This is a genomic window from Erwinia sp. MMLR14_017, assembly GCF_033657285.1.
GTDB lineage: Bacteria > Pseudomonadota > Gammaproteobacteria > Enterobacterales > Enterobacteriaceae > Erwinia.
Window position 1 is genome coordinate 73,202 of the sequence record NZ_JAWVWP010000008.1, and the last position, 13,088, is coordinate 86,289.

At 55.3% G+C, this 13,088-nt stretch carries 9 protein-coding genes; 7 read left to right on the plus strand and 2 right to left on the minus strand.

Features of this window, described 5'->3' with window-relative positions:
- Positions 1-35: 35 nt before the first annotated feature.
- Positions 36-548, plus strand: a complete 513-nt coding sequence (tadA, locus tag SD961_RS14375) for a tRNA adenosine(34) deaminase TadA (protein WP_318791025.1) — start codon at positions 36-38, stop codon at positions 546-548.
- 187 nt (positions 549-735) lie between these two features.
- Here the strand turns inward: tadA and mltF are convergent, their stop codons facing one another.
- Positions 736-2,193, minus strand: a complete 1,458-nt coding sequence (mltF, locus tag SD961_RS14380) for a membrane-bound lytic murein transglycosylase MltF (protein ID WP_318791026.1) — start codon at positions 2,191-2,193, stop codon at positions 736-738.
- A gap of 265 nt (positions 2,194-2,458) precedes the next feature.
- On the opposite strand from mltF, the gene purL reads away from it, so the two are divergent.
- From purL to glnB, 6 genes are all read left to right on the plus strand, one after another.
- Positions 2,459-6,349, plus strand: a complete 3,891-nt coding sequence (gene purL, locus SD961_RS14385; RefSeq protein WP_318791027.1) for a phosphoribosylformylglycinamidine synthase — start codon at positions 2,459-2,461, stop codon at positions 6,347-6,349.
- A gap of 655 nt (positions 6,350-7,004) precedes the next feature.
- Positions 7,005-7,670: an epoxyqueuosine reductase QueH gene (locus SD961_RS14390; RefSeq protein WP_318791028.1), complete on the plus strand. Its 666-nt coding sequence runs from the start codon at positions 7,005-7,007 to the stop codon at positions 7,668-7,670.
- A gap of 32 nt (positions 7,671-7,702) precedes the next feature.
- Positions 7,703-9,130: a HAMP domain-containing sensor histidine kinase gene (locus tag SD961_RS14395; RefSeq protein ID WP_318791029.1), complete on the plus strand. Its 1,428-nt coding sequence runs from the start codon at positions 7,703-7,705 to the stop codon at positions 9,128-9,130.
- Between the two features lie 2 nt (positions 9,131-9,132).
- Complete coding sequence (gene qseG, locus SD961_RS14400; RefSeq protein WP_318791030.1) at positions 9,133-9,840, plus strand: two-component system QseEF-associated lipoprotein QseG; 708 nt, start codon at positions 9,133-9,135, stop codon at positions 9,838-9,840.
- Positions 9,837-11,171, plus strand: a complete 1,335-nt coding sequence (glrR, locus tag SD961_RS14405) for a two-component system response regulator GlrR (protein ID WP_318791031.1) — start codon at positions 9,837-9,839, stop codon at positions 11,169-11,171. The genes qseG and glrR overlap by 4 nt, the downstream gene beginning before the upstream one ends.
- 140 nt (positions 11,172-11,311) lie before the next feature.
- The gene (glnB, locus tag SD961_RS14410) at positions 11,312-11,650 is read left to right on the plus strand and encodes a nitrogen regulatory protein P-II (RefSeq protein WP_013203412.1); all 339 of its coding nucleotides are present in this window, start codon (positions 11,312-11,314) and stop codon (positions 11,648-11,650) included.
- 68 nt (positions 11,651-11,718) lie between these two features.
- Here the strand turns inward: glnB and hmpA are convergent, their stop codons facing one another.
- Positions 11,719-12,903: an NO-inducible flavohemoprotein gene (gene hmpA, locus SD961_RS14415; RefSeq protein ID WP_318791032.1), complete on the minus strand. Its 1,185-nt coding sequence runs from the start codon at positions 12,901-12,903 to the stop codon at positions 11,719-11,721.
- Positions 12,904-13,088 lie beyond the last annotated feature (185 nt).

Genomic DNA, 13,088 nt, shown 5'->3' on the forward strand with positions numbered 1-13,088 from the left:
GTATACTGTGCCGCGATTTTTGGCAGGAGACTCAGGTGAGCGAAAGAGTAAGTGATGAAGTCTGGATGCATCATGCGTTGCAGCTTGCGCGTCGTGCCTGGGAAGAGGGTGAAGTCCCCGTCGGGGCCGTGCTGGTTCAGGGCAACAGGGTGATAGGCGAGGGCTGGAACCGGCCTATTGGTCATCACGATCCTACCGCCCATGCAGAAATTATGGCATTACGGCAGGGCGGGAAAGTGCTGCAGAACTATCGTCTGCTGGATACGACCTTATACGTGACGCTGGAACCCTGCGTGATGTGTGCCGGGGCGATGATCCACAGCCGGATTGGCCGTCTGGTGTTTGGCGCGCGCGATGAAAAGACCGGGGCGGCCGGGTCGTTGATGGATGTGCTGGGACATCCGGGCATGAATCATCAGATAAAAATCGAACAGGGAGTTCTGGCGGAAGAGTGTGCGGGCATGCTGAGCGATTTCTTCCGCCATCGTCGCGCAGAGAAAAAGGCGCTGCGAAAACAGCGGCAGGCGCTGGTGGATGACGGGCTGTAGCGGCCAGAAGTGATAACTGGCTTCCGGCCATTCCCCGCAGCTAAGGTTTGCAATCAGCCGTCCCAGGCTTACAGGTATTTATAAACCACTACGCTCTCAGGGAAAAATAGCGGGGCTTACAAACAGCTGCCGTCAATGAGCGGCCTGTAAGCAGCAGCCATTTAAGCGCAGGCAGATCGCTGCCCGGTTAATTGAGGGCTATCTTCGGCTCCACAACCGGATAGCCATCGCCCATTTCCGCTTCATAAGCCGCCCGTTGCGCCAGCTTACGCTCCTGATCCTGCAGATAGCCGACCAGGCTCATCTGATAGAGACGAATATTCTCCACATAATTGTAGGCTTCCTGGCCGCGCGCATAGCCGTAATTAGTCTGGCTGTAATAGCGTTTCTGGCTCAGCATCGGTAGCCGCAGCTTAACATCAGCCCAGCTGTCCGGATTGCCTTTCTGCTTTTCCGTCAGCTTGCGCACATCGAGCATATGGGCGTAACCCATATTGTAAGCGGCAAGGGCAAACCAGATCCGTTCATCTTCCGGAATGGTTTGCGGCACTTTTTCCATCATGCGCATCAGGTACTCGCTGCCGCCCCGAATACTCTGTTCCGGGTCGGTTCTGTCGCTGACATCCAGACTTTCAGCCGTGTTGCGGGTCAGCATCATCATGCCGCGTACGCCGGTAGGAGAAGTGGCCTGAGGATTCCAGTGTGACTCCTGATAGGAGATTGCGGCCAGCAGACGCCAGTCGATGCCGGTAGCGTATTTTTCAAACAGCGGACGAATATCGGGCAGCGTGCCATCAATCGCCCGCAGGAAAGTCCGCGTATCAACGTAATCAAACGTACCCACATGGCCGAGATACTTCTCATCCAGCCTGGCCATCGCGCCTTCTTCACCCATCTGATTGAAGTAGTCCAGCAGGGCAGCATTCAGGCTGTCATCCCGGTCGCGCTGCATATACCAGGTAATCGGCTCTTCTTCAGTGATATCGAAAGCCACAGCCAGCTGAGGATGAATGCGCTGCAACAGAGCAATCGAAACAGAATCGCCGACGGTGTAATCAAGCTTGCCATCCGCCACCGCTTCCAGCAGGGCGCTGGGACTCTGATCGGTAGAGATAGCCCAGTCGAGATCCGGATACTGGTTCTGCTTGATGCCGCGAAGCGTGGAAAGATAGGCAGAATCAGAGGCAACCGTCAGCCGGCCATGAATGTCACCGAGGTTCTTTGGCCGTGGCTTGCCCATCCGGTAAACCAGCTGCTGGGAAACGGAATAGTAAGTCGGACCGGTGCGGAAGTGGGACAAGCGGTCATTGTTATAAATCAGTCCCGCCGCCAGAATGTCCGCTTTATCATCTTCAAGATCGTCAAACAGGTCGCTGAGGTTTTGCCGGACGGTGATTTGCAGCTTTACGCCCAGATAATCGGCGAAGCGTTTCGCCAGCTCGTAATCCATTCCGGCCGGGGCTTTATTGATGGTGTAGTAAGTCAGCGGGTTATTTAAGGTGCTGACACGCAGCACTCCCCGTGATTTTATCTGTTCTGTCTGGTCCTGTTGCCCCCCATACCAGGGGATTGATGGCCACAACGCCAGCGCAAGCAACAGGGTGACCAGCCCGATAAACAGATAATTAAATTTTAGGCGTTTCAAATAGTTATCTCTCGGTCGCTCTCAGGTTCTGTCTGTAACGGCAGTATTTGATCTCTATAATGGATCCTGAGCGTGGGGCATTTTGCGCAACTCGGTGGACCTCTGCAACTGAATTAATCCGATATTGTGTGAATTTCAGCCAATTCCCTGGTGCGATAAATTCCACGCAAACGGTTTCGTAACGGGTGCGGATTCTCTATAATAGCGCCCGCTTTCCCTGTTGCGCCCAAAGAAGCGTCGCCCGACGCTCTGACGAGAGATTTTGATGATGGAAATTCTGCGTGGTTCGCCCGCTCTGTCGGCATTTCGTATTACTAAACTGCTGGCCCGCTTTCAGGATGCTCACCTGCCGGTGAGTGACATTTACGCCGAGTACGTCCATTTTGCCGATGTCAGCGCGCCGCTGTCCGCTGATGAAAAAGCCCGTTTACAGCGCCTGCTGAAATATGGCCCCTCTCTCGCCGAACATACGCCGGAAGGCCGACTGATTCTGGTTACGCCGCGTCCTGGCACCATTTCTCCGTGGTCTTCTAAAGCGACTGATATCGCCCATAACTGCGATCTGCCTCAGGTGCTTCGTCTGGAGCGCGGTCTGGCGTTCTATGTGCAGGCCCCTCAGTTGACTGAAGCCCAGTGGAGCCAGCTGGCTTCTCTGCTGCACGACAGGATGATGGAAGTGGTCCTCAGTGAACTGAGCCAGGCTGAGCAGCTGTTTGCTCATCACCAGCCTTCGCCGCTGCAAAGCGTCGATGTTCTGGGTGAAGGGCGTGAGGCGCTCGACAAGGCCAACCGTAAACTGGGCCTGGCGCTGGCCGATGATGAAATCGACTATCTGCTGGCCGCTTTTGAGAAGCTTGGGCGCAACCCGAACGATATTGAGCTTTACATGTTTGCCCAGGCAAACTCCGAGCACTGCCGTCACAAAATTTTCAACGCCGACTGGATTATTGATGGCGAGCAACAGCCTAAATCGCTGTTCAAAATGATCAAAAACACCTTTGAGAAAACCCCCGATCACGTGCTCTCTGCCTATAAAGACAACGCAGCGGTGATGGAGGGCTCGCAGGTGGGCCGCTTCTATGCGGATGCAGAGCGGGGCCAGTACGATTTCCATCAGGAAGAGACGCATATCCTGATGAAGGTGGAAACGCATAACCACCCGACTGCCATTTCACCCTGGCCGGGAGCCGCAACCGGTTCCGGTGGGGAGATCCGTGACGAAGGCGCAACGGGCCGTGGCGCTAAACCTAAAGCGGGCCTGGTGGGCTTCTCGGTTTCTAACCTGCGCATTCCGGGCTTTGAACAGCCGTGGGAAGAAGATTTCGGTAAACCAGAGCGCATTGTTACGGCGCTGGATATCATGACCGAAGGCCCGCTGGGCGGCGCGGCGTTCAACAACGAGTTTGGCCGTCCGGCCCTGAACGGCTATTTCCGTACCTATGAAGAGCAGGTGAACAGCCACAACGGTGTTGAGCTGCGCGGCTACCACAAGCCGATTATGCTGGCGGGCGGCATTGGCAACATCCGTGCTGACCACGTGCAGAAAGGCGAAATCACCGTGGGGGCCAAACTGATTGTCCTGGGTGGCCCGGCGATGAATATCGGCCTGGGCGGCGGAGCGGCCTCCTCTATGGCTTCTGGCCAGTCTGATGCCGATCTCGATTTTGCTTCCGTACAGCGCGACAATCCGGAGATGGAACGTCGCTGCCAGGAAGTGATTGACCGCTGCTGGGAGCTGGGTCAGGACAACCCGATCCTCTTTATCCATGACGTTGGTGCAGGCGGGCTTTCCAACGCCATGCCGGAGCTGGTGAGTGATGGCGAACGCGGTGGCCGCTTCAATCTGCGCGACATCCTGAATGATGAGCCAGGCATGAGCCCGCTGGAAGTCTGGTGTAACGAATCCCAGGAACGTTACGTGATGGCGGTAGCGCCCGAGAAGCTTGCACTGTTTGATGCCCTCTGCAAACGTGAGCGCGCACCTTATGCGGTGATCGGAGAAGCCACGGAAGAGCTGCATCTGTCGCTCTCCGACAGCCATTTCGATAACAAACCTATTGATATGCCGCTGGATGTCCTGCTGGGGAAAACCCCGAAAATGACTCGCGACGTCAGGACGCTGAAAGTGCAGGGCCAGCCGCTGGCACGCGAAGGCATTACCGTGGCCGATGCGGTGAAGCGCGTGCTGCATCTGCCTGCGGTCGCAGAGAAAACCTTCCTGATCACCATTGGCGACCGTTCCGTTACCGGTATGGTTGCCCGTGACCAGATGGTAGGGCCATGGCAGATCCCGGTAGCCAACTGCGCGGTGACCACCGCCAGCCTGGACAGCTACTACGGTGAAGCGATGGCGCTGGGCGAGCGTGCCCCTGTTGCGCTGCTGGACTTTGCTGCATCAGGCCGTCTGGCGGTGGGTGAGGCGCTGACTAACATTGCCGCCACGCAGATTGGTTCGCTTAAGCGCATCAAGCTTTCGGCAAACTGGATGGCTGCTGCTGGCCACCCTGGTGAGGATGCCGGACTCTATGAGGCGGTGAAGGCCGTGGGTGAAGAACTTTGTCCGGCGCTGGGCATCACTATTCCGGTGGGCAAAGACTCCATGTCGATGAAAACCCGCTGGCAGCACGGTACTGAACAGCGTGAGATGACCTCTCCCCTGTCGCTGGTGATCACCGCCTTCGCCCGTGTGGAAGATGTTCGCCGTACCGTAACGCCTCAGCTTCAGCCGCAGCAGGACAATGTCCTGTTGCTGATCGATCTGGGGCAGGGCAAAAATGCGCTGGGCGCAACCGCGCTCTCTCAGGTTTATCGTCAGTTGGGGGATAAGCCTGCCGACGTCCGTGATGCACAGCAGCTGGCTGGCTTCTTTAACGCCATGCAGGCACTGGTGGCTGCTGGCAAACTGCTGGCTTATCACGACCGTTCCGACGGCGGTCTGCTGGTTACGCTGGCCGAGATGGCCTTTACCGGACACTGCGGCATCGAGGCGGATATCGCTTCCCTGGGCAGCGATGCGCTGGCTGCGCTGTTCAATGAAGAGTTGGGTGCCGTGATCCAGGTTGCTGCTGCCGAGCGTGCTCAGGTTGAGCAGGTGTTTGCCGAACATGGCCTGGGCGACTGCGTGCACTTGCTGGGCAAAGCTCTGCCTGGTGACCGCTTCGTCATTACTTCTGGTGAGTCTGCTCTCTACAGCGAAAGCCGCACGACGCTGCGCACCTGGTGGGCTGAAACCACCTGGCAGATGCAGCGTCTGCGCGATAACCCGGCGTGTGCCGATCAGGAACATGAAGCCAAAAAGAACGATCTCGATCCGGGCCTCAACGTTGCGCTGACCTTCAGGCCGGAAGAGGACATCGCCGCGCCTTATATCGCTACCGGCGTGCGTCCGAAAGTGGCGGTTCTGCGCGAGCAGGGCGTTAACTCCCACATTGAAATGGCCGCCGCTTTCCACCGCGCTGGCTACGATGCGGTGGACGTGCATATGAGCGACCTGCTGGCGGGACGTCGTGGTTTGGAAGAGTTCCAGACGCTGGTAGCCTGTGGCGGCTTCTCCTACGGAGACGTACTGGGCGCAGGCGAAGGCTGGGCGAAGTCTATTCTCTTCAACTCCCGCGTGCGTGATGAGTTCGAAACCTTCTTCCATCGTCCGCAAACGCTGGCGCTGGGCGTCTGTAATGGCTGTCAGATGATGTCTAACCTGCGCGAACTTATTCCGGGCAGCGAAGCCTGGCCGCGCTTTGTGCGCAACCAGTCCGAGCGCTTTGAAGCACGTTTCAGCCTGGTTGAAGTGGCCGCCAGTCCCTCCCTGATGCTGGACGGCATGGTGGGATCGCGTATGCCAATCGCCGTCTCTCATGGCGAAGGCTTTGTGGAAGTGCGTGATGAGACGCACCTGGCCTCCCTGGAGCATAAAGGCCTGGTGGCGTTGCGCTTTGTGGATAACCTCGGCAAGGTGACTCAGCAGTACCCGGCGAACCCTAACGGATCACCCAACGGGATCACGGCGGTCACCAATGAAAGCGGCCGGGTCACCATCATGATGCCGCACCCGGAGCGCGTATTCCGTACCGTGAGCAACTCATGGCACCCGGAAGAGTGGGGCGAAGACAGCCCATGGATGCGCATCTTCCGCAATGCGCGTAAGCAACTCGGCTAAATCCTTCAAGGGCAACCATCTGGTTGCCCTTGTGCTTTATATCGCCGGTGTTGCTTTATTGCGACAGAGAGGGTAAGCGCATGTCTCCAAAAGGAGACATATAACTCATTGTTTTTATTGCTTGTCTGCGAATAATCCTAAGCATGTTTCCAATTGGCGACAGTTTCTTTTGACCAACAGGTCCGGCTTCTCAAAACACTTTAGTTATGAAAATAAATTTAACTTAATTATTAGTGGTTTAAAAATAAATCGCCAAGTTGGCACGCTTGTTGCTAATATCTCTGCAGTGGCTCATTCACCTGGTTACGACAGCCCTGCGAAAGCGGTCAAGCGCTTCATAACATCCAGAATGACGCACAATACGGTGCCTGCCGTCCACCAGACCGATAATCGTTCACTTTGTGACGTTATCAAACTTCGGACGCAACGTTGAGTTAGGCACCACCTATTTTCTGTGATGATGATTATCCTCACAGCCCGAACGGCAGATTCTCTGAATCTGCCGTTTTTGTTTGCGGCTTCAGGCTCTCCTCTTAGTAGGGGCTGATGCAGCGCTGGCCCTTTCAGAGTGGAGCAATTCCCCGCCACCTTCTCTTTTGGAGCACTATTAATCGGTGCTACACTAAAAAACTTCGCTCTATATAAACGTATTTCTATGACAATTCCTGCATTTAAACGCGCAAAGCTTGAACTACCGCAGGGGGCTGATAAGCTTTTGCTCCATTCCTGCTGTGCTCCCTGTTCCGGTGAAGTCATGGAGGCTATCCAGGCTTCAGGTATCGATTACACCATTTTTTTCTACAATCCGAATATTCATCCTCACAAGGAGTATCTCATCCGCAAAGAGGAGAACATCCGCTTTGCTGACAAGCAGGGGATCCCTTTTATTGATGCGGATTATGATACAGATAACTGGTTCGCCAGGGCGAAAGGGATGGAGTGGGAGCCGGAGCGCGGCATACGTTGCACGATGTGTTTCGATATGCGCTTTGAACGCACCGCTCTCTATGCTGCAGAAAATGGCTTCAGCGTGATCAGCAGCTCTCTGGGGATCTCCCGCTGGAAAGATATGCAGCAGATTAACGATTGTGGCGCGCGGGCTGCCAGCCGCTATCCTGGTATGGTTTACTGGGATTATAACTGGCGCAAGCAGGGCGGCGCATCACGTATGATTGAGATCAGTAAGCGTGAACAGTTTTATCAGCAGGAGTATTGCGGATGCGTTTATTCACTGCGTGACAGCAACAAGCATCGCAAAAGCATGGGCAGGCCTCTGATAAAATTGGGCAAAGTATTCTACGGAAAAGAGAATACAGAGTAATTTCGCCTTAGCGCGTTAACTGAGAGACACCTGTGAAAAAATGGCGCTTGTTCCCCCGTTCCCTGCGTCAGCTGGTATTGATGGCGTTCCTGCTGGTTTTGCTGCCTCTGCTGGTACTGGCCTGGCAGGCCTGGGAAAGCCTTTCGGCGCTGAGTGAAAGGGCGGCGGATACCAACCGTACCACCCTGACTGACGTCCGCCGCAGCGAGGCGATGGCGAGAACAGCGCTGGAGCTGGAGCGCAGCTACCGGCAATATTGCGTGCTGGACGATCCGATGCTCGCCAACCTCTATCAAACCCAACGCACAAAATATGCTCAGATGCTGGATGCGCAGGCATCGGTCCTGCCCGACAGCCGGATTTCCGATACCCTGCATCGCTCGCTGAACCTGCTGGGTAAAATCAGCTGCGATAACAGTAATCCGGTTAAAGCTTCTGCTACAGCTCTGGAAACCTTCTCTGAAGCGAATGCTCAACTGGTTCAGTCAACGCGTGAAGTGGTGTTCTCCCGTGGTTTGCAGTTGCAGCGGGAAATTGCTGAACGCGGCCAGTATTTTGGCTGGCAGGCGCTGATCCTTTTTCTGCTCAGCCTGGGATTGGTACTGCTTTTCACCCGCATGATCATTGGCCCGGTTAAAGCCGTAGAGAGGATGATCAACCGTCTGGGTGAGGGCAGGCCGCTCAGTCATAATCTCGCCTCTAAAGGCCCGCGCGAACTGCGTTCGCTGGGACAGCGGATCCTCTGGCTCAGTGAACGGCTGGCCTGGCTGGAGTCGCAGCGGCATGAATTTTTGCGGCACATTTCTCATGAACTGAAAACCCCGCTCGCCAGTATGCGTGAAGGCACAGCGCTGCTGGCGGATGAGGTGGTCGGCGCCCTGACGCCCGATCAGCTGGAGGTAGTCACCATTCTGGATCAGAGCAGCCGCCATCTGCAGCGGCTGATTGAACAGCTGCTGGACTACAACCGTAAACTCTCTGAAGCGCCCGTAGCGATGGGCGAGGTACAGCTGGAGCCACTTATCAGCAGCATCGTCAGCTCACACAGCCTGACGGCCAGGGCCAAAATGATGCAAACCGAGGTTACGCTGCCGGTAACGGCCTGCCGGGCTGACGCCACGCTGCTGACCCGCGCCATCGATAATCTTTATTCGAATGCGATACACTACGGCGGGGATTCCGGTACTATCTGGATCCGCACTCAGCAGCAGGGCCGGAAGGTATTGATTGAAGTCGCAAATACCGGCAGCCCGATCCCGGAAAGTGAAAAGAAAATGATTTTTGAGCCTTTTTTCCAGGGGAATCAGCAGCGCAAAGGGGCGGTGAAGGGCAGTGGGCTGGGCCTCAGTATCGCCAGAGACTGTATTCATCGTCTGCAGGGTGATTTACAGCTGATAACGACTGACCAGGCTGATGTCTGTTTTCGTATCGAACTCAACGCCATTGTCGGGAATGCATAATAATGAGAAAGCGCGCCTTTTCCGCAGCCGTTACCTTGCTGGCGCTGTTGCTGGCAGCCTGTAGCAGCAAACCTCCCGAATCGGCCCTGACCGTTAACGGAAAGCCGCTGGCGGAGCCCGAAATCAAAATTGTCGATTTCCAGCTGGTTGATTGTGAACGTATCTGGGAGATCGACACAAGCAGAGCGATCTCCAACTCGCTTTACTGGCTGCGGAGCATGGACTGCGCCGTGCGCCTTTCCCCTACGGAAGCGCGTGCAGAAGCGCGCCGCTGGCCTGCCGACAATTGGCAAAGCGCCTTTAAGCAGGGGGTGTTATTAGCCAATGGCAACGTTACGCCGGTTGAAAGAAGGCAATTTATGCTGCGTCTGGATGAGTTTAGCGCCAGTTTTCCTTCCTCCGTCAGACCGCTGATCCAGCTCTGGCGTGAAGACCAGATGGGGCTGCTGCAACTTTCTGAAGAGCGAACCCGTTATCATCATCTGCAACAAACCAGTGATGCAGAGCTGGACGCTCTGCGGCAGCAGCAGGTCAAACTGAATGCTGAACTCAATGTAACCCGGCGTAAGCTGGAATCTTTAACCGATATCGAACGACAGCTCTCTTCCAGACGGTCACCCGATAGCTCCGATAACAGCCATACGGAGAAAAGCGACGGGACAGAAACCGCGCCCCCGGCATCAACCTCAGAGGATGCGGCCCAGCCATGATCAAAAAGTCAGCCAATTTACTGCTGGTAGACGACGATCCCAGCCTGTTGAAACTGCTGGGCATGCGTCTGACCAGTGAAGGCTTCACGGTTCAGACGGCAGCCAGTGGGCCTGAAGCGCTGCGTCTGTTACAGCGTGAAAAAATCGATCTGGTGATCAGCGATCTGCGCATGGATGAGATGAACGGTCTGGCCCTCTTCGGTGAAGTGCAGAAACAGCAGCCCGGTATGCCGGTGATCATTCTCACCGCACACGGTTCCATTCCGGAAGCGGTATCCGCTACCCAGCAGGGCGTTTTCAGCTTCCTGACCAAACCTGTTGACCGCGATGCGCTCTACAGCGCTATCGATCAGGCGCTGGCGCACCGTGCGCCAGCCAGTGATGATGCCTGGCGGGAGAATATTGTCACCCGCAGTCCGGTGATGCTGCGTTTACTGGAACAGGCAAGAATGGTGGCGCAGTCGGATGTCAGTGTCCTGATCAACGGGCAGAGCGGCACCGGCAAGGAAATTCTCGCGCAGGCTATTCACGCCGCCAGCCCGCGCGCTGGCCACGCCTTTATCGCCATTAACTGTGGGGCGCTGCCGGAGCAGCTGCTTGAGTCAGAACTTTTCGGCCATGCCAAAGGGGCCTTCACCGGTGCCGTGAGCAGCCGTGAAGGACTGTTCCAGGCGGCGGAAGGGGGCACCCTGTTTCTTGACGAAATCGGCGATATGCCTCAGGCGCTGCAGGTAAAACTGTTGCGGGTTCTTCAGGAGCGTAAAGTTCGGCCGCTGGGCAGCAACCACGATCAGGATATCAACGTGCGTATACTGTCAGCCACGCATCGCGATCTGCCAAAAGCAATGGAGAAGAAAGAGTTCCGCGAAGATCTCTTTTACCGCCTCAACGTTGTGAATCTGAAAATCCCGGCACTGCATGAGCGGGCAGAGGATATTCCTCTGTTGGCAAATCATCTGCTGAAGCAGGCGGCAGAACGCCATAAGCCTTTTGTACGCAGTTTTTCCACCGACGCCATGAAGAGGCTGGTGGCTGCCAGCTGGCCGGGCAACGTTCGTCAGCTGGTTAACGTGATTGAGCAGTGCGTCGCGCTGACCTCAGCCCCGGTAATTGGCGAGGCGCTGGTAGAGCAGGCGCTGGTCGGGGAAAGTACGGCGTTGCCGACCTTTGCCGAGGCCAGAAATCAGTTTGAACTCAACTATTTAAGAAAGCTGCTGCAGATGACCAAAGGCAACGTGACGCACGCCGCACGCCTTGCCGGGCGTAACCGCACGGAGTTCTATAAGCTGCTGTCACGACACGAGCTGGATGCCTCTGATTTCAAAGAGTAGTTTTTTCTGTGCCGCATCACGGCTGAGATATGTTAGCTTAACACGCTGAAAAAGAGACAGACCGCGCAGCGGTAGCTGTCCGCTGAACGTATACTGATTAGATTACTCTCCGGCCGCGGAGGGAATGAAAAGGGTCTGCCATGAAAAAAATTGATGCAATTATCAAACCATTCAAACTCGACGACGTGCGTGAAGCGCTGGCTGAAGTCGGGATCACCGGAATGACCGTGACCGAAGTGAAAGGTTTTGGCCGTCAGAAAGGCCATACCGAACTCTATCGCGGCGCTGAGTATATGGTCGATTTTTTGCCGAAGGTGAAGATTGAGCTGGTGATTGCTGACGATATCGTGGATACCTGCGTGGAAGCCATTATGAGAACCGCGCAGACCGGTAAAATCGGCGACGGCAAAATCTTCGTCTTTGATGTGGCGCGCGTGGTGCGTATTCGTACCGGTGAGGAAGACGAAGAGGCAATCTGATCTTCGCCTCTTCTGCTTAATGTCAGCCATCGCCGTCCTTTTCAGGGCGGCGATGTCATTTTTGGGCTTTACAGAACTTTGTGGGGACCAAAAACTTCATAGTGGATGCGAGAAGAATCAATACCCAGCGTAATCAGCTGCTGCGCAATATGCTGCATAAAGGCCACTGGCCCGCAGAGATAGTAGTGACAGGCCGTATCGCTCAGCTGGCTCTCTATCGGCAGTAAATCCATGATGCCTTCACTGTCATACTTGCCGCTATCCTGCTCAAGGGGCGCGCGATACCAGATATGCTGTGAAAATTGCGGTAGCCGTTGCGACGTGTTGGCTACTTCATCCCGGAACGCGTGCCGCTTGCCGTTATCGGCCGCATGGAACCACTGCACCAGGGAAGGGTGCTGGCGGGAAGCCAGCACATCCAGCATTGCCAGCATCGGCGTCTGGCCAACACCAGCAGAAATCAGCGTGACCGGCGTCTCTGGGGCGATATCCATAAAGAAATCTCCTGCAGGCACCGCCAGCTGAAGTTCATCACCCGGTTGTGCATGCTGATGCAGCCAGCCAGAAACGGTGCCTCCCGGTTCATGACGTACGGCAATACGGTAGTCACGACCATTCGGTGCGCGGGTCAGGGAATACTGGCGAATCTCCTGATTGGCAAACGTTTTGTTGCGCAGCCATACGCCGAGATACTGGCCTGGCTGATAATCCGCTACCGGTTCGCCATCTGCCGGGCTGAGGATAAAGCTTTTGATGACTTCACTCTCCACGGTGATTTCGCTGATGCGAAACGTGCGTGGTGTCCGCCAGCCCCCTTTTTGGTTCTCCGCTTGCTGATAAAGCTGCGCTTCGCGCTGGATAAACACGTTTGCCAGCACGCCATACGCCTCGCCCCAGGCATTCAGTACCTCTTCCCCCGGGCTTAACATCTCATCCAGCGTGGCCAGCAGATGCCTGCCGACTATCTGATACTGGTCAGGCTGAATGGCAAAGCTGGTGTGCTTTTGCGCTATTTTCTCCACTGCCGGTAAAAGAACCGCAAGATTTTCAATATTGCTGGCATAGGCACAGATGGCATTAAACAGCGCTTCACGCTGGTTGCCGTTACGCTGGTTGCTCATATTAAAAATATCTTTCAGCTCCGGGTTATGGCTGAACATGCGATCGTAAAAGTGTGCCGTAAGGCTGGGACCCGTTGCCAGCAGCGCCGGAATTGTGGATTTAACGATGGCGATAGTTTTAGCATCTAACATAGGTGACTCCCTGCGGGTTATCTAAAGTTGCATTTTAAATGCATCTTATAGCTCTTTAATATGCATTGTAAATGCACCTTTAATCCCCAGGGACATTTAACGCTGCGATCGGAGCCGCAAAGATGAAAAATCCACAGGTTGGAGATGATGAAAATTCCCGCTGTAAAAGGTTGCAAAAACCGTAT

What these genes read in the sequence shown, in the direction of transcription:
- SD961_RS14390 (WP_318791028.1), top strand. Translation starts at nt 7,005, where the DNA reads ATGACAATTCCTGCATTTAAACGCGCAAAGCTTGAACTACCGCAGGGG.
- glrR (WP_318791031.1), top strand. Translation starts at nt 9,837, where the DNA reads ATGATCAAAAAGTCAGCCAATTTACTGCTGGTAGACGACGATCCCAGC.
- glnB (WP_013203412.1), top strand. Translation starts at nt 11,312, where the DNA reads ATGAAAAAAATTGATGCAATTATCAAACCATTCAAACTCGACGACGTG.
- purL (WP_318791027.1), top strand. Translation starts at nt 2,459, where the DNA reads ATGATGGAAATTCTGCGTGGTTCGCCCGCTCTGTCGGCATTTCGTATT.
- hmpA (WP_318791032.1), bottom strand. Translation starts at nt 12,903, where the DNA reads ATGTTAGATGCTAAAACTATCGCCATCGTTAAATCCACAATTCCGGCG.
- qseG (WP_318791030.1), top strand. Translation starts at nt 9,133, where the DNA reads ATGAGAAAGCGCGCCTTTTCCGCAGCCGTTACCTTGCTGGCGCTGTTG.